Annotated in this window: 17 protein-coding genes; 3 read left to right on the top strand and 14 right to left on the bottom strand. The window is 30.0% G+C overall.

Annotation, left to right across the window (positions count from 1 at the left end):
- Window positions 1–33 precede the first annotated feature (33 nt).
- The 7 genes from sbcC to sosA form a co-directional block, all read right to left on the bottom strand.
- A complete protein-coding gene (gene sbcC, locus HMPREF2930_RS07340; protein WP_017174668.1) occupies window positions 34–3,069 on the bottom strand; it encodes an exonuclease subunit SbcC in 3,036 nt (1,011 codons plus the stop codon).
- A 1-nt stretch (window position 3,070) separates the two neighbouring features.
- Window positions 3,071–4,195 (bottom strand): exonuclease subunit SbcD, encoded by a 1,125-nt coding sequence (gene sbcD / locus HMPREF2930_RS07335; RefSeq protein WP_017174667.1) that lies wholly within the window; start codon window positions 4,193–4,195, stop codon window positions 3,071–3,073.
- 160 nt (window positions 4,196–4,355) lie between these two features.
- Window positions 4,356–4,823 (bottom strand): CcdC family protein, encoded by a 468-nt coding sequence (locus HMPREF2930_RS07330; RefSeq protein ID WP_002449105.1) that lies wholly within the window; start codon window positions 4,821–4,823, stop codon window positions 4,356–4,358.
- A gap of 132 nt (window positions 4,824–4,955) precedes the next feature.
- A complete protein-coding gene (locus HMPREF2930_RS07325) occupies window positions 4,956–5,198 on the bottom strand; it encodes a YneF family protein (RefSeq protein WP_037541068.1) in 243 nt (80 codons plus the stop codon).
- Between the two features lie 233 nt (window positions 5,199–5,431).
- The gene (gene tkt / locus HMPREF2930_RS07320) at window positions 5,432–7,420 is read right to left on the bottom strand and encodes a transketolase (RefSeq protein ID WP_017174666.1); all 1,989 of its coding nucleotides are present in this window, start codon (window positions 7,418–7,420) and stop codon (window positions 5,432–5,434) included.
- A 101-nt stretch (window positions 7,421–7,521) separates the two neighbouring features.
- Window positions 7,522–7,761, bottom strand: a complete 240-nt coding sequence (locus HMPREF2930_RS07315) for a DUF896 domain-containing protein (protein WP_017174665.1) — start codon at window positions 7,759–7,761, stop codon at window positions 7,522–7,524.
- Between the two features lie 185 nt (window positions 7,762–7,946).
- On the bottom strand, window positions 7,947–8,180 hold the full coding sequence (gene sosA / locus HMPREF2930_RS11830) for a DNA damage-induced cell division inhibitor SosA (RefSeq protein WP_017174664.1): 234 nt from the start codon (window positions 8,178–8,180) through the stop codon (window positions 7,947–7,949).
- Between the two features lie 143 nt (window positions 8,181–8,323).
- Between sosA and lexA the strand changes: the two genes are divergently transcribed.
- The gene (gene lexA / locus HMPREF2930_RS07305) at window positions 8,324–8,944 is read left to right on the top strand and encodes a transcriptional repressor LexA (RefSeq protein WP_002449099.1); all 621 of its coding nucleotides are present in this window, start codon (window positions 8,324–8,326) and stop codon (window positions 8,942–8,944) included.
- 205 nt (window positions 8,945–9,149) lie between these two features.
- Here the strand turns inward: lexA and HMPREF2930_RS07300 are convergent, their stop codons facing one another.
- From HMPREF2930_RS07300 to rpmG, 4 genes are all read right to left on the bottom strand, one after another.
- Window positions 9,150–10,175, bottom strand: coding sequence for a CAP domain-containing protein (locus HMPREF2930_RS07300; protein ID WP_017174663.1), 1,026 nt, complete (start codon window positions 10,173–10,175; stop codon window positions 9,150–9,152).
- Between the two features lie 14 nt (window positions 10,176–10,189).
- Window positions 10,190–11,167, bottom strand: coding sequence for a GMP reductase (gene guaC / locus HMPREF2930_RS07295; protein WP_017174662.1), 978 nt, complete (start codon window positions 11,165–11,167; stop codon window positions 10,190–10,192).
- A gap of 194 nt (window positions 11,168–11,361) precedes the next feature.
- Window positions 11,362–11,631: a 30S ribosomal protein S14 gene (gene rpsN, locus HMPREF2930_RS07290; RefSeq protein WP_002449108.1), complete on the bottom strand. Its 270-nt coding sequence runs from the start codon at window positions 11,629–11,631 to the stop codon at window positions 11,362–11,364.
- A gap of 171 nt (window positions 11,632–11,802) precedes the next feature.
- Window positions 11,803–11,952 (bottom strand): 50S ribosomal protein L33, encoded by a 150-nt coding sequence (gene rpmG / locus HMPREF2930_RS07285; RefSeq protein WP_001265708.1) that lies wholly within the window; start codon window positions 11,950–11,952, stop codon window positions 11,803–11,805.
- A 249-nt stretch (window positions 11,953–12,201) separates the two neighbouring features.
- Between rpmG and HMPREF2930_RS07280 the strand changes: the two genes are divergently transcribed.
- Together HMPREF2930_RS07280 and HMPREF2930_RS07275 are read left to right on the top strand one after the other, a co-directional pair.
- Window positions 12,202–13,650: an amino acid permease gene (locus HMPREF2930_RS07280; RefSeq protein ID WP_017174661.1), complete on the top strand. Its 1,449-nt coding sequence runs from the start codon at window positions 12,202–12,204 to the stop codon at window positions 13,648–13,650.
- A 136-nt stretch (window positions 13,651–13,786) separates the two neighbouring features.
- Window positions 13,787–14,101, top strand: coding sequence for a hypothetical protein (locus tag HMPREF2930_RS07275; protein WP_017174660.1), 315 nt, complete (start codon window positions 13,787–13,789; stop codon window positions 14,099–14,101).
- Between the two features lie 83 nt (window positions 14,102–14,184).
- On the opposite strand, the gene HMPREF2930_RS07270 is transcribed toward HMPREF2930_RS07275, so the two are convergent.
- The 3 genes from HMPREF2930_RS07270 to thrC are packed head-to-tail and all read right to left on the bottom strand — an operon-like array spanning window position 14,185 to window position 17,019.
- Entirely contained in the window at window positions 14,185–14,988 is an 804-nt protein-coding gene (locus HMPREF2930_RS07270) for a Cof-type HAD-IIB family hydrolase (protein ID WP_017174659.1), read from the bottom strand.
- Window positions 14,989–15,038: 50 nt separating this feature from the next.
- Window positions 15,039–15,956 carry a homoserine kinase gene (thrB, locus tag HMPREF2930_RS07265; RefSeq protein WP_017174658.1) on the bottom strand — a complete coding sequence of 306 codons (918 nt, stop codon included), beginning with the start codon at window positions 15,954–15,956 and terminating at the stop codon, window positions 15,039–15,041.
- A 1-nt stretch (window position 15,957) separates the two neighbouring features.
- Entirely contained in the window at window positions 15,958–17,019 is a 1,062-nt protein-coding gene (gene thrC / locus HMPREF2930_RS07260) for a threonine synthase (RefSeq protein ID WP_017174657.1), read from the bottom strand.
- Window positions 17,020–17,024 lie beyond the last annotated feature (5 nt).

Genomic DNA, 17,024 nt, shown 5'->3' with positions numbered 1-17,024 from the left:
ATTTTGTTAGGAATTATGTCCCAGCCTCTTTTGTTACTTCCATTTAAATTTTGTGTAACTTTGATACTGATTTGTATTTACTTCAAGTATTAATGGGATTCGTTGTTTTAACTCACTCACATGAGAGATAATTCCTACCATCCGTCCAGATGTTTTTAAATTTAATAATGTATCAAGAGATGTTTCTAAAGTTTCTTGATCAAGTGTGCCAAATCCTTCATCGATAAACATTGATTCTAACGTTATCCCTCCAGATTCTTGTTGTACGACTTCACTTAATCCCAATGCTAGAGCCAGTGATGCTTGAAACGTTTCTCCTCCTGATAATGAACTAATATGTCTTGACTTATTAGAATATAAATCAAATACATCGATTTCTAATCCACTATATCCTTGTGATATTGATTCTCTTCGTTTAAGTTGATATCTTCGCCCGCTCATTATATCTAATCTAATATTTGCTTGATGTATAATTCTTTCTAAATAATAGATTAATACATAGTTTTCAAGCGATAATTTTTGATGATTCTTTCCTGATAAAACCTCAGATAAATTAAAAATTTGTTGCTGCTCTTTTAACTCTTCATCTAAATAGTGAATATGTTTTTCAATTTTTGCAAATTTTTCATCATTTTTCTTAATTTTATATTGTATTGATACAACATCATTAACATACTGATTATATTTTTCTTCGATATGTTCTTTTTGCATTTCAAGATTAGATATATCTTCAAGTTCTTTTTCACTTGTAAGACGTGTTAATCGTTCTATTTCAACGTTATATTTATGTTGTTCCTTATCGAAGTGATTAATTCTTTTTTCAATATGCTCTATATCTTGAAGTTCATGTTTTAATTTTTTTATTTCATCTTCATTTTCTAAACCTAATCGTTTCATTTCTTTTCGGATAGTTGTTGTAAAATAATCTAATTCTTTTTGTAGTTCTTTACTCGTAGTCAAATAATTATCAACACTATTTTTTTCTAAAGCTAGCGCATTTTGATATGATTGCATATTTTTATTAGTATCATCAACATGTTGATGATACTCATCAATCTCTTTTTGAAGACTTAAGTAATAATTTTTAAAAGTTTCAATACTTGAATATCCTGTGCTTATTTCAAAATCTTGAATTAAAGTTTGATTCTGACGTTTTTGAGAAGCTAATTTCTCTAATTTAAGTTCCTGCTGATGCTTCTCTTGCTGTAACGCATGAAATTGTTGTTGTAATTTATCTAACTTTTCTAATTGTTGTTGTAATTGTATTTTTTCAGACTTTGCACATTGTAACTTTTCTTTGATTTGGTCTAAATTAATCGATTCATACTCTATCTCTCCTAAATCTGATATGTTTTGAGAGAGTAATTCACACGTCGTTTCGCTTTTACTTAAATGCTGTTTTTTTTCATTAATTTCATCAGAAAGTTTATCAAGTAATTGATGATTTTGATTAATAGTTTCAAAATCAATATGCTGATTTAAAGATTCAACTTCATTTCCACATATTGGACATGTATCACCAATACGTAACGCTGACTGTATTTCAATAATAAAGGTTTGTTTATCATTTAAATCAATATTACGTTTATCAATGCTTTCTAACTGTTGATTGAGTGTATCAATCTCATTTTTTAAATTTTGTATCTTTTTTGAATGTTGATGATATTGTTGTTTTAGGGAAACTTGCTTTTCATACTTATCTTTTAAACTTTGTTGTTCATCTAATTGTTTTTGTAATTGATATATTTGTTCAGTCAGCTCATCAATAGCTTTATTATCCACTTTATAGCTATCAATAGATTGACTCATTTTATGTCCTTTATTAATTAACTGCTCTTGCTCTTTCATCATTTCATTATAATTATGAATAATATGTTCTTGCTCTTCAAATGCTTGTTGATATTTATCCAATTGATGATAAAAAGGCTTCGATTGTTCTAAATTCTCACTTTTTAAGTGGTATGAGTCACTCATCTTGTTTAATTGTTTATGTTCTTTTTCAAGTATGTTTATTTTATTATTTATTTGCGATATTTTATTCTCAGTCTCTATTATTTTGGTTTTTATTATTTGATACTTCTCTTCTTTCAAACGTTGTTGATCATATAAATTAAATAGCATGCCAGTATCTTTTAATCGATTTAATTTTACTTTTAATGCTTGTATGTCTTCAATCTGTTCATCTAATTGATGTTTTAATTGGTGGTATTCTTCTAATTCAATCAGTTGTTGTTCTAACTTTTTATTTAAATCAATGCGTTTTATTATAGAATGTAATTGTTCTTTTTGCTCATTTTTTATATGTAGTCTTTGTTCTTCGAGTTGATGACCTATCGTTTTGAAGTTGGGAATAGCCTGCAATAATTCTTGAGTTTTTATATGATGGATTTGTTTCAATTGAATTAATTGCTCATCATCAAATGCGTCAATATCTTCCCATAGTAATTTAATTTGATCGTATCTTTTTTCAATTTGTTTTTTCTCTTCTTTCATTTCATTTTTGAGCAAATTTTGAATTTCCTCAAAACGTATACTATTAAATAAAGTTCTTAATATCCCCTGTTTATCTGTACTATTGGATACTAAAAATTTTTTAAATTCACCTTGTGGAAGAATAAATAACTGTCTAAATTGTTCAGCATTAACGCCTAGTAATGACTTAATATATTGATTTCCAGCACTGATTTTACTTTCTCTTAATTCATATGTTTCACTTTTAGAATCATATTCATACACATCTAGTTTTCCTGGTGTTTGACTAGTGTTTCCCTCTTTAGTAAAAGCACCTTGACGAATAATTTTGAAATATTTTTCATTAAGTTGAAATTCATATTCAACCCACATAGGAGATTTTGCCTCTGCAAAATGACTTCTTAATCCCGCTTCACTTCTGCCTTCTGTAGAAGCTTTTCCAAATAACGAAAATACAATTGCATCAAATATCATGGTTTTTCCCGAACCAGTTTTACCACTAATTAAAAAAAGCTGATCATTTTTAATTTGAGTAAAATCTATCTTTTCATGTAAGAATGGGCCAAAATTATTTAACGTTAATTTTATTGGTTTCATTTTAGACCTCCTTATTCGATACCAAAGTGATTAAATTATTTATTTTTTCTTCCTGATACTTGGTCATCTCATTATCTGTAATCATCTTATAAAATTGCTTAATAATAGTTTGGTCGTCTTGTTGTTGTATTTGTGTCTGATGTAAAGGCCCCTCATTTTCAAAAGTAATATTGCTAAGCGCAAGAGTATTGGGGAATAGTTGTTTTAAATGAATCATTGGATCACTAATATGCGACATATTTTTAAGTTTGAAATGTATATAATTATCTTTATTTTTAGGTTGAATATGTCCTTGAATCACTTCATCATACTCGCCCTCAACCACTTCAAGCTCTCTTAAAGGTTTAAGTTGCACAAATGATGTTGATAGTTCATTTTTATCTTGAACCACTAAACGTTTATATCCCTTAGGCTGGTTTATTTCTGAAAATGAATATTGTAACAGTGAACCAGAATAATCAATAATGTCATCTTTAATACTAAATGGATGATGTAAATGTCCTAATAACACTTTATCAAATACGTTAAAACATGATTTAGTAACACTTTCAACAGTCCCAATTGTTAAAGGTCTTTCTGAATCCGATGTTTTTCCTCCATTTATCGTTAAGTGACCAATTAAAATATTTATTTTCTCTTTATTCAAATTTTCTACTATATAATTAATACATTTTTCTGTTGCTTGTTGATAAGTTTGAATAGAAGCATCTTTAAAAAATTCTTTTACTTCACTAATAGTAGCAAATGGAAGTACATAGAAATGTACATCATTAAATTCGATAGGTTGATTCATATGTTTTAATTTTGTACGAATAAAGAGTTTGGAATGTTCAAACCATGAAGCTCCATAATTCAATCGTTCTTTACCATCGTGATTACCATTAGAAATAATCATAGGGATATTCATATCTATATTAATAGTATGAATAGCATTTTCAAAAAGATGAATAGTTTCTTTACTTGGATAAGTTGTATCATAAATATCCCCAGCAATCACAACTACATCAGGTTTCTCATCTTTTAAACATTGGATAAATTGTTCTAAAATAAATGATTGGTCTTCAAGAAATTGTTTTCCGTTAAGTATCTTTCCTAAATGCCAATCTCCAGTATGTATAATTTTCATAACATTCCCCTTACTTTTTAAAGCATTATACTTTAATTTTAAAAAAGAGCGAGATTGAATTCTCAATGAACTCACATACTCGCTCTAAACTTCAATTCAATTTAATATCAAAAAATAATATTTTATTTAATTTTAGATAAGCTAATAATATTAATCTCTATTATGAGACTAAAGATTTTTTAACATTTTTATATTTATATAACATAGCTAAACGCCAAGGAACAATCATACTAAATGCCAATAAAAAGAACATGCCTCCGATTTCTCCTGGATCAATAGAGCTACTAATAAATATTTTTATGATTGTTCTAATAATTAAAAGTGAAATTAAAATGATTGGAAACGCTTTTGATCGTTTCATATATACCTCAGCGCCTTGAACTTCAAAATGACTTGTCCAGATAAGTACAGATGAAAATATCACACCTAAAATGATAGATTCTAAAATTTCAGCCCCAGTTAATCTAAAATATGGAATAACATACATCAAAGCCCCTGTCGACATAAAGATAGGAGGTAAAATAATTTTCTTTTCATTTACAGGGAACTTTTGTGCTTTCATACGAATAACTATGACAACAATCCCCATAAACAATGCAAATACTATGGAAAAAACTAAATATGCCAAATTTACACCTTCTTATACTCACATAACTAAAAGTTTAATACTATTATACTTCTTAAATACTCCAACTAAAAATGTTTTACAACAAAAACAAAGGATTGTAAACCCTTATGGCATACAATCCTTTAATAACTATTATTTTTTTGAACTCTTCATGTTTTGATCCATGTTTTTGTTCATCATCGTCATCATTTGATTGATTTTCTTTTGAGACGGTTTTTGTCCCATTTGCATCATCATCATACGTAACATTTCTTCATTGATAGGTGGGTTTTTTTTCAAATAGTCCATCATATATTTTCTTGCTAAGAAGAAACCACCAACTAGTCCGATGATAAGTGCTACAATGATTAATAAAATTGCTAACCAAGTTGCCATTGTTTCACCCACTTTCTATATCCTACTGAATTTTACTAAATAACTACCTTGATTTCAAGAGTTAGTTTTAGAATAACACCTCTTCGCTTTTATATTAACAAACTGTTTAACACGAATACTAATATTTATAAATAACTTCATATAAAGTGCTATGCACAAAATAAAAAAAAGCAAGAAAGAACTCATTTTGAATTCATTCCCCGCTCTCTCTCTATGTTGACTAAATCATAATATTAAAAAGTGCGAATTTGATTTAAAATATTTTCTTTAGTAAAGCCATATTTTTCGACAACTAAGTCTCCTGGTGCACTTGCACCAAAACCATCGATTCCAATTACTTTACCTTCAGTGCCTACATATTTATGCCAACCGAGTGGTGAAGCCATTTCAATTGCAACACGTTTAGTTAATTCTTTTGGAATAACTGATTCTTTATACTCGTCTGTTTGTTGCTCAAAAGCGAACCAGTTTGGCATAGAAACGACTCTTACACCTTTACCTTGTTTATCTAAATCTTTAGCTACTTCAATAGCTAAGCTTACTTCTGAGCCAGTTGCTAGTAATAGATATTCAGGTTTAGTTTCAGTTTCAAATACAACATATGCACCTTTTCGTACGCCTTCTTCAACCGTTTCTTCATCTACATCTAAATAAGGAAGATTTTGACGAGTTAAAACTAGAGATGTTGGTGTTTGTTTAGATTCTAATGCAACTTCCCATGCTACTCTTGTTTCATTACCGTCTGCTGGACGAATGACGTTCATATTTGGAATAGCTCTTAAACCTGCTAACTGTTCAATCGGTTCGTGTGTTGGACCATCTTCACCTACAGCAATTGAATCATGTGTAAAGATAAATGTTGCATTCAATCCCATAATTGCAGATAAGCGTAATGCTGGTTTTAAGTAATCACTAAATACGAAGAATGTAGCACCATAAGGATGTAAACCTCCATGTGCTGCCATACCGTTTACTGCAGCACCCATAGCAAATTCTCTTACACCAAACCAAACATTTTTACCTTCTGGAGTATTAGGATTGTAATCTGTAGCTTCTTTAACATTTGATTTATTAGATCCTGCTAAATCTGCAGAACCACCAAAGAATGAAGGAACAGATTTACTAATTGCTTGAATGATTTCTCCAGAATCTGCACGAGTAGCTGCATTATGATCACTACTGAATTTTGGTAATTCATCTTTATAATTTTCAGGTAATTTACCACTGATTGCCAATTTAAATTCTTCAGCTAACTCTGGATATTTTTCTGTATATGTTTCTAATTTTTCTTTCCACTCATCTTCATGCTCATTTGCACGTTTTAGCATTGTTGTTTGGAAGATTTCATATACTTCTTCTGGAACATTGAAACGTTTTTCTGGATCTAATCCATATGCTTCAAATGTAAGTTTTCTTTCATCAGTACCAAGTGGCGCTCCGTGAACACCATTTGTACCGCTAACGTTTGGCGCGCCGTAACCAATAATTGTTTTAACTTCAATTAACGTAGGACCATTTTGCTGTTTAGCTTTAGTAATCGCATTATCAATTTCTTCTAAATTGTTGCCATCTTTTACTAAAATATGGTTCCATCCATAACTTTCAAAACGTTGTTTTACATCTTCTGAGAAAGATTTGTTAAGTTCACCATCAAGTGAAATATCATTTGAATCGTATAATACAATAAGTTTATCTAATTGATTATGACCAGCAAATGAAGCTGCTTCATGAGAAATACCTTCCATTAAATCTCCATCTGAAGCCAACACGTAAGTATAATGATCTACAACGTTAATATCATCTTTATTAAATTTACCACCTAAATGCGCTTCAGCTAAAGCCATTCCCACAGACATAGCAAATCCTTGTCCTAATGGACCTGTTGTAACTTCAACACCATCTGTATGACGAAACTCAGGATGTCCAGGTGTTTTAGAACCCCATTGTCTGAACTGCTTTAATTCTTCTAATTCTAAGCTTCCAGAGACATGTAATAAACTATATAGTAAAGCAGAACCATGACCTGCAGATAATATAAATCTATCTCTGTTAAAGTAGTCTTTAGATTGTGGATTAAAGTTTAAGTGGCGAGTCCAAAGCGTGTAGGCCATTGGTGCAGCTCCCATAGGCAGACCAGGATGACCAGAATTTGCTTCTTCAATTGCATCAATACTTAATGCACGTATAGTATCAATAGCTAATTGGTCTTTTTCATTAAACATCTTACATACTTCCCTTCTAGAATTAATCATCTTTTTTATATTATAACTTAAAAATATAGTAAATGATAAGATTATAATGTTAATGATTAAAATGTTATTAACTATTGATCATTCTTTTTACTTTCTTGAATTTTTTTAAGTTTTTCCGGCGTTACATCGTTACCTTCTGGATCAATGACTTTGGTACTTTCAATTTGTTGTTTAAATCCTTCTCTAAAAGAATCTAAATATTGTTTACGCAACTTAGATTGCTCTTTTGCTTCAGCTTCTGTTAAACCTTGCTCTTTTTTCTTTTTTGCTAATTCATTAATTCTATCTATATTTAAATTATTATTTGACATGTCATCACACTTTCTATTCTTTTCTTTAATACATATAAAATACTTAATTAATATAACAAAAAGAGACATAGATAAAAAATCTAAGCATCATAAACTCTTTCTAAAATAAATGAAGTATTTTTATATAATACTTCATATTCCCATTTCTTAGAAGTAATAACTTTTTATCTATATCTCTTAAATATTTATTTAACTAAGGCGAACACTTTATAGTCTGTTTGTTCTGTATTATCGGGTATATCGTTCTTATAATCATCGTTTAAAATCGCTTTTTTAGGGATCGTATGATCGGTAATTTCGTACATGTGTTCCGTATGAGCGTTCTGATATAAGTTAGTAAAAAACACCAGAAAAACGATGCAAGATACTACTAGAACAATTATATTTTTAATGATATTACTAGTATAATTACTAAGCATTTATTTTCACTCCTAGAACATTTGTTTGTATAAATACTTTAACAGAACGAGTGTTCCTAGTCAATAGTATTACGAACAAATGTTTGTTTAAAAAATCAAAAAATGCTATACTATATTAAAATAAACTTAGGGAGTGCCTATATATGAGAGAGTTAACTAAAAGACAAAGTGAGATTTATGATTATATTAAACATGTTGTTCAAATAAAAGGTTATCCACCAAGTGTAAGAGAGATTGGTGAAGCTGTTGGTCTTGCTTCAAGTTCAACTGTGCATGGTCATTTATCTAGATTAGAAGAAAAAGGATATATTAGAAGAGATCCTACTAAACCTAGAGCAATTGAAATCGTGAGTGATCAAAATAATGATATGACTAGAGAAGAAACTATCTATGTTCCTGTTATCGGTAAAGTTACAGCTGGAGTTCCAATTACAGCAGTAGAGAATATAGAAGAATACTTTCCATTACCAGAACATTTAACATCCACACACAATAGTGATGTGTTTATTTTAAATGTTATCGGTGAAAGTATGATTGAAGCGGGTATTTTAGACGGAGATAAAGTAATTGTAAGAAGCCAAACTATTGCTGAAAATGGAGATATTATCGTAGCAATGACTGAAGATGATGAAGCTACTGTAAAACGTTTTTTTAAAGAAAAAAATCGATATCGTTTACAACCAGAAAATAGTGCTATGAGTCCTATTTACTTAGATAATGTAACAGTTATCGGTAAAGTTATTGGTCTTTATAGAGAATTGTAGTTTATCTCTTGTTTGTTACGTTAAAATCTCTTATATATATGTTTAATATACAAAAAACTAGAAGTGCCTAAGCACTTCTAGTTTTATTTTTTATTTAAAATCTCTTTAACTTTATCAAGTATATCTTTTTTCTTATTTTTCTTTGTAGGCATAATATCAACTTCCTTGCAAAAAGAACATACCCCTATATATTATAAATCAAACATTATCCAGCATAGTTTTCTGTCCAAAATGGTTGTCGCTTATTATTAAAATCTACACCTACACCTAATGTATTAACGTGTGTATTTAAAATATTTTCCCGATGTCCTAGAGAATTCATAAGTCCTTCGTGAGCATAAATACTACTTTGTTGACCATAAGCTAAATTTTCAGCAGCAACATTAAATTGTATACCATCACGTTTCATTCTATCGAAAGGTGAATGACCATTTAAATCAGTATGCTCAAAATAATTATTTTTAACCATATCTTCACTATGTTTTCTTGCAGTATTAGATATTTTTTTAGAGTAATCCAATGTATTTAATCCGTGTTGTTTTCTTTCTGCATTAACTAAATCAAAGTTTTGATATTCAAAGCTTTTTTCTAGCGTTGTAGAAGGTGCACCATATTGCTTTTGTAATCGGTTTTCCATCGATTCACTCACTTGCAACAACCCTGTTAAGTTATTTTTATTATGTTTATCGTAAAATGCAGTTGTATAAATGTGATCTTTATAAAAAACATCATATTCATCATTTTTTACAACAAAACGATTACGTCCTTTTGCAATTTTATCTACTGGCTTACCAAGACGTTGTTCAACCACTTTTTTAGGGGTATTATATTTAATTTTAGATTTAGAAGTTATAATGTTTTGATTACTAAATAAAGCATTAACTTTATTATTAATATAACTTACCATTAAAAAATTTTGATAATCATCATTATAATAAGTGTACCATTTTGTACCATATTCATTTGAAGTCACTCTTTTTGGTCGCCCTATCTTATTTTCTACTTCCTTTTGTGACATATTTAATTGAATATTATTAACTGCGAATTCTTGTTTTTTTGGAACTTTAAGCACATTATTTTTATAGCTTGTATCTTCATTTAATAAAACTTCTACTTTATCTCTTACATTATTTTGCAAATGAATAAAAAACTGGTTTTCTTCGATGGGTTTTATAATGATAAATAACAGAAATATTGCAGTAAATAAAAGGAATTTTTTAATAACATTCACCTACTAAATATATATTAATCTCTATCACCATTAAAAATTGAGTTTCTTACAATAACATAGTCAACAGTAGTTAGTGATTTTAAATCTTTGCCGCCAGCATAGGAAATTGAACTTTGAAGATCTTGTTGCATTTCAACTAAGGTATCTTTTAATGAACCTTTATGTTCCACAAACATTTTCTTCCCTTCAACATTCTTATGTTCTCCTTTTTGGAATTCGGAAGCACTACCAAAATATTCTTTATAACGTTTACCATCTAACTCAACTGTTTTGCCAGGAGATTCTTCATGCGCTGCAAATAATGAACCAATCATAACCATAGTGGCTCCAAAACGAATAGATTTCGCGATATCACCATGTGTTCTAATACCTCCATCAGCAATAATTGGTTTACGTGCAGCTTTACTACAAATGTTTAATGCAGCTAATTGCCATCCTCCTGTACCAAATCCAGTTTTAATTTTAGTAATACACACTCGTCCTGGTCCTATACCAACTTTAGTAGCATCTGCACCAGCATTTTCTAATTCTCTTACTCCCTCAGGCGTTCCTACATTACCAGCAATAACAAATGATTGAGGAATATGTTTTTTAATATGTTTAATCATATTAATAACCGAATTAGCATGACCATGGGCGATATCAATTGTAATATATTCAGGTATTAAATGCTCAGTTTTTAATTTTTCTATAAATTCAAATTCAGTTTCCTTTACACCCACTGAAATAGAAGCGAAAAGTCCTTTATTTTGCATTTTTTTTATAAAAGGTATGCGACCTGCTTCATCAAAACGATGCATAATATAAAAATAATCATTTTCTGCAAACCATTCAGCTAAAGATTCATTCATAACTGTTTGCATATTAGCAGGAACCACTGGCAACTTAAAAGTTTTAGGTCCAAATTGTACAGTTGTATCACATTCAGATCTACTATTAACAATACATTTATTTGGAATTAATTGAATATCTTCATAATCAAAAATTTTCATACTTTAAATTTCCCCTATACATTAAAAATTAAAAAGACACTGTAGACATAAATAAAATATCTGACGCTTTAAAAAATCATTTATAACGTAATCTAGAGCGAGAAATCACCTTTTCCTCGCTCTTATTATTTATATCCTTATATACTTTACAATTTTTTAAATACAATGTAAATGGACTAAAGTATTAGTTTCAGTTACCAACTAGATTTTTTCACACCAGGAATTTGACCTTTATGAGCATGTTCTCGAAATGCAATTCTAGACATTTCAAATTTTCTCATTACACCTCTTGGGCGTCCTGTAACTTTGCATCTTCTTGTTAAACGAGTTGGAGATGAATCTCTTGGCAATTTTTTTAATGCTTTATAATCTCCTTTTTCTTTCAGTTCTTTACGTAATTCATAATATTGATTTACTAATTTTTCTCTTTTTAATTCTTTAGCTATTTTAGATTTTTTAGCCATATAATATCTCCTTTTTACAAATCGTAATAATTACGTTTTATATCTTAACATACTTTTAAAAAATTACAAAGACAATTATTTTAAAATTAAAAGACTCACACATGTTATTCATCTTAAACATGTATGAGTCTATAATAGTTTATCTTTTTGTCGTATTTAAAAGATAAGGAATTATTTAGTTTCACGGTGTAGCGTGTATTTATTTAATCTTGGGCAATATTTTTTCATTTCAATACGCTCAGGGTTATTACGTTTATTTTTTGTTGTAATATAATTACGATCGCCACATTCAGTGCAAGCTAAAGTTACATTAACGCGCATCAATAACATCCTTTCTTGTTATATATAATTAGGAATTCTTACGATTTAAAATTCTATCATATCCTTTATTTTTAAGCAATAAGTTTCTTTTAATTTAATCAGTTTCCTTCTACGTACCAAAAACTAATCGTTTTAAAAAATCAGAAAATTTAAAATTTTTAAAACAAATTGTTCAAAAGTTATTGAATACTTGACCTAAAACGATTAAAATGATTTGTATATTTTAAATTTTAATTTAGGAGATATTATATGGAAGATAACAATATGAAACGCGGTCTTAAGTCAAGACACATATCTATGATTGCTATCGGAGGCGCAATAGGTACTGGACTTTTTGTTGCTACAGGTAGTGTCGTTTCTCAGGCAGGACCTGGAGGAGCTATCTTAGCTTATTTATTGATAGGAATCATGCTTTATTTTTTAATGTCGTCTATTGGAGAACTTGCTACATTTTATCCTGTATCTGGTTCGTTTAGTTCATATGCTACCCGTTTCATTGATCCGTCTATCGGTTTTACAATGGGATGGTTGTATTACATTCTATGGTCTTTAGTATCAAGCGTTGATGTAATGGTAGCTTCTAATGTTTTATTTTATTGGGATGTATTTAAAATTTTCAGTCCTCTGGTATGGAGTTTAATTTTTATAACGATTATATTCCTATTAAATATCTTTACTGTTAAAGCATTTGGCGAAACAGAGTTTTGGTTATCATTAATTAAAGTAATCACAATTATTGTATTTATTGTTGTTGGTATATTAATGATTTTTGGTATTCTTGGTGGACATACATATGGATTCGAGAATTATACCAAAGGTGAAGCACCTTTTGTAGGTCGTTTATCTGGTTTCTTAGCAGTATTACTTGTAGCAGGATTTTCTGTGGGTGGTACGGAAGTTGTAGCTGTCACTGCAGGTGAATCTGATAATCCTGAAAAAACTATGCCAAGGGCTGTTAAGCAAGTATTTTGGAGAATTTTATTGTTTTATGTTTTATCTATTGTCGTCATTGCAGCTATTATTCCTTATACTGATCCTTTATTATTAAATAAAAATCAATCGGTATCTCAAAGTCCATTTACTATAGTTTTCGATCGAATCGGTATAGCATTTGCAGCATCAATTATTAATGCTGTCATTCTTACATCGTTACTATCTGCAGCGAATTCTGGAATGTATACAACAAGTAGAATGCTTTTCTCTTTGAGTGATGAAAAGCAAGCACCAAAGTTTTTAAGTAAATTAAATAATAAAACGAAATTACCGATGCGTTCAATAGTCACTACTTACATTTTAGTAGTAGCAATTATTATTCTAGCTAATTTCTATGCTAATGCAGTATTTAGCTTGTTAAATATCATTGGCTCTTTAGTAATTATTGTATGGGCAATAAGTGCATGGGCTCAAATACGTTTACGTAGAGGGATTAAACGTCAAGGCAAAAATATTAACACATTATTGCCTTACAAATCACCACTTTTCCCTCTAGGCCCTATCATTGTGTTTGCTACATTAATTTTCTTATACCTTGGTAATTCTATCGGTGATTTATTTAATGGTAATATAGGCGATTTTTTTGTTAATATCATGCCTTTAATTGTCTTAGCAATTATCTTTATCGTGCATAAATTGATTCGTAAAACTAAATTTGTAAAATTAGATCACATGGATCTTACAACCCATCATTATCATGATTAATATCATCGTTTATTTAGGAGTAGAATTAAATACAATTCTACTCCTATTTTTATTACTAAACATAATATGTATATTTTCTAATAGTCGTTTATTTTGTATAATGAGTATAACGATAACGACTTAGAGGTGACTGAGTATGGTAGGTCAAACAAATTTATTTGATGACGTAATAAAGAGTGATGAACGTTTTGTTATTGTCGTACAATCTTTAGAAGAAAGAAATGGACAATTACTGAAACGTACATTGCGTGAGTATCCTAGTCTAACTCATGATCAAATGGAAAACTTATTTACACACTTAAAAGATGTATTTCGAGATGAGCCATTTCACGTTAACCAATCTGCATATACAATAACAGTATATACAAATTTAGATTATGCAGCTGATCAAGTATATGCTCATGTAAAAAGAAATAAAGGTAAACATGACTGGACACATACTGCTAAATAATTAGTTATGATAATAAAAAAGAGGAAGCGAAACATGATTCAATACGAATTCATTCCGCTTCCTTTTTAATTTATATAAATGTTTTATAGCAATTCTTTAAGCGCTACTGGTATACCATTAGAATCATTATCTAATGTAACTTTATCTGCAATTTTTTTTAATTCTTCACTCGCATTTCCCATTGCTACAGCATATCCTACAACTTTAAACATTGATTGGTCATTGAGGCTATCTCCAAAACAAATCACTTCTGATAATGAAATATTTAACTTTTCGCATAAAGCTTTAATTGCATTACCTTTAGAAACATCTTTAGCCATGAATTCCAGGAAGAAAGGTTTGCTCGTCGTCACATCAATATCAGAATTAAATGTTCCATTTAATTCGTTACGTGCTTTTGAAATATTTTCTTCATAATCAACGCCCATTGTTTTAGGTACATCAGACTGAATATACGCTTTAATATCATCCACTTGTTTCATAGGTAGACCAGTTAATTCTGATTCAATTTTACGATATTCATGTTCTGTATCAAAGATAATTTGTCCGTCTTGATACGTTAATGTTAAAAAGCCTTTTTTACGACAATAGTCTGTAATTTTATCAAAATGATCTTTAGTTACACTTTTACTTACTTCAATTTCTTCTGTTTTAGCGTTAATTGTTTTACCGCCATTATAACTAATGATATAGCTTTGATAATGATCTAACTTTAATTCTTTAGCTACTGGAATCATTCCTTCAGTTGGTCTTCCAGAAGCTAAAACAATTTTATATCCTTCTTCTTGTAGTTGAATTAAATAGTCTTTGGTTTCAGGACTAACTACATTATCACTTGTCATTAAAGTGTCATCCATATCCATAACAATCATTTTATAGTTACTCATTTCTTAGTTGCTCTCCTTTCATTTTTGCTCTTATCTATTTTACAATAATTTTATGAAGGATACACAACTTCTTCAATAACACCTACATTATTAATTGTTGCATGTTCAGAATCGCAAGTTGTTATTTCTGATTTTAATGTTCTAACAAGTTCTCCACTTTTTTCTTTACGACTCAATGTCAATATCGTTGGACCTGCTCCACTAATCACTGTAGCATAAGCATCATATTTTTGGGATAGTACTTTTACTTTTTCAAATTCAGGAATCAAGTGTTGACGATAAGGTTCATGAAAACCATCTTGTGTCATCATTTTTCCGGCAAGGTCATAATTATGTTGAATTAATGCACAAATCATTGTATTGCTAATCGCACTATTTTGAACTGCCTTCTCATGAGAATAATTATCTGGAAGTACCCTACGTGAGTCTTCTGTTTTGAGTTCATATGTTGGGATAGTAAGAATTACATCTACATCAGGTATATCAATATGTGCCACATTTGTCTCTTTGGTTTCAGGATTATAATATCCTGCGAGTAATCCACCATAAATTGTAGGTGCTACATTATCAGGGTGCCCTTCTATTTCAGTAGCTAGTTGTAGTAATTCATACTTAGATAATTGAATATTACCGAAGTAGTTAGCGATATATAATGCTCCAACTAAAGCGGATGCAGATGATCCTAACCCTCTTGCTAATGGAATTTCACTTCTCATCGACACTTTTAAATTAGGTAAAGTTACATTATATTTTTCAGCTACTTGTTGTGCAACTTTATAGACATAATTACTTTTATCTTTCGGTAATGAGTCTAACTCTTCATTTAAATATTTAAATTCCCAGTTACTGCCTTCCGCTTCCTCAACATATAGGTATAAATATTTATTAATTGCCATACCAATAGAATCAAATCCTACTCCTAAGTTAGCAGTTGATGCAGGTATTTTCAGGTGAAGTGATGGCTTCATATTAAAGTGTTCCTTTAATATAATTGATAATACTTTCTTTATTGTTTGGAAGCGGTTGAATTGGATTATCTAAAATTGAGATAGCAGTGTCTGGATCTTTTAGTCCATTACCAGTTAATATTGCTACTACTTTTTTACCTTTCGGCAATTTTCCAGCACGTTGTAATTTGATTAAACCAGCAATTGAAGCATTACTTGCTGGTTCACTAAATACACCTTCTTTAGATGTCATTAATTGATATGCTTCTAAAATTTCATCATCAGTCACACTATCAATGAGGCCATTTGATTCTTCTAACGCAACAGTTGCTTTTTTCCAACTTGCTGGATTACCGATACGGATTGCTGTAGCGATTGTTTCAGGATTTTTAATGACTTTATTTTGAACAATTGGTGAGGCTCCTTCTGCTTGGAAACCAAATAATTGAGGAAGTTGACTTCCTTTTTTCTCATGATACTCTTTAAAGCCTTTCCAATAAGCAGTAATGTTTCCTGCGTTTCCTACTGGGATTGCTAGAACATCTGGAGCTTCTTCTAATTGTTCGACAATTTCAAATGCACCTGTTTTTTGTCCTTCTATTCTAAATGGATTAACAGAATTTACTAATTCAATATCATCATCATTTTGTGCAATCTCTTTAACGATTTCTAATGCTTCATCGAAGTTACCTTCAATTGAGACAATTTCTGCACCATACATGACCGCTTGCGAAAGTTTACCTAAAGCAATCTTTCCTTCGGGAATCACTACAATTGCTTTTAAACCTGCACGTGCAGCATAAGCTGCTGCTGAGGCAGAAGTGTTTCCTGTTGAAGCACAAATCACCACTTTTTTACCTTGTTCTTTCGCTTTTGTTACAGCCATTACCATTCCTCTATCTTTAAAAGAACCAGTTGGATTAGCACCCTCATATTTAACATATAAATCAATATCTAGCATTTCTGATATATTAGCACAGTGAATCAGTGGTGTATGTCCTTCATTTAAAGTAAGTTTAGGTGTATCTTCATTCACCGGTAAATAATCTTTAAATTCTTCTACTAAACCTTGCCATCTTTTCATAATTA

The organism is Staphylococcus sp. HMSC068C09 (genome assembly GCF_001813735.1).
Lineage (GTDB): Bacteria > Bacillota > Bacilli > Staphylococcales > Staphylococcaceae > Staphylococcus > Staphylococcus hominis.
The sequence above is the reverse complement of the archived record's forward strand: the minus strand, read 5'-3'. Positions and strand labels throughout refer to the sequence as shown.

Coding starts and splice junctions, on each gene's coding strand:
- sbcC (WP_017174668.1), bottom strand. CDS start 3,069: ATGAAACCAATAAAATTAACGTTAAATAATTTTGGCCCATTCTTACAT.
- HMPREF2930_RS07275 (WP_017174660.1), top strand. CDS start 13,787: ATGGTAGGTCAAACAAATTTATTTGATGACGTAATAAAGAGTGATGAA.
- HMPREF2930_RS07270 (WP_017174659.1), bottom strand. CDS start 14,988: ATGAGTAACTATAAAATGATTGTTATGGATATGGATGACACTTTAATG.
- HMPREF2930_RS07315 (WP_017174665.1), bottom strand. CDS start 7,761: ATGTCAAATAATAATTTAAATATAGATAGAATTAATGAATTAGCAAAA.
- thrC (WP_017174657.1), bottom strand. CDS start 17,019: ATGAAAAGATGGCAAGGTTTAGTAGAAGAATTTAAAGATTATTTACCG.
- HMPREF2930_RS07280 (WP_017174661.1), top strand. CDS start 12,202: ATGGAAGATAACAATATGAAACGCGGTCTTAAGTCAAGACACATATCT.
- rpmG (WP_001265708.1), bottom strand. CDS start 11,952: ATGCGCGTTAATGTAACTTTAGCTTGCACTGAATGTGGCGATCGTAAT.
- sbcD (WP_017174667.1), bottom strand. CDS start 4,195: ATGAAAATTATACATACTGGAGATTGGCATTTAGGAAAGATACTTAAC.
- thrB (WP_017174658.1), bottom strand. CDS start 15,956: ATGAAGCCATCACTTCACCTGAAAATACCTGCATCAACTGCTAACTTA.
- HMPREF2930_RS07325 (WP_037541068.1), bottom strand. CDS start 5,198: ATGGCAACTTGGTTAGCAATTTTATTAATCATTGTAGCACTTATCATC.
- guaC (WP_017174662.1), bottom strand. CDS start 11,167: ATGAAAATTTTTGATTATGAAGATATTCAATTAATTCCAAATAAATGT.
- tkt (WP_017174666.1), bottom strand. CDS start 7,420: ATGTTTAATGAAAAAGACCAATTAGCTATTGATACTATACGTGCATTA.
- rpsN (WP_002449108.1), bottom strand. CDS start 11,631: ATGGCTAAAAAATCTAAAATAGCTAAAGAATTAAAAAGAGAAAAATTA.
- sosA (WP_017174664.1), bottom strand. CDS start 8,180: ATGCTTAGTAATTATACTAGTAATATCATTAAAAATATAATTGTTCTA.
- lexA (WP_002449099.1), top strand. CDS start 8,324: ATGAGAGAGTTAACTAAAAGACAAAGTGAGATTTATGATTATATTAAA.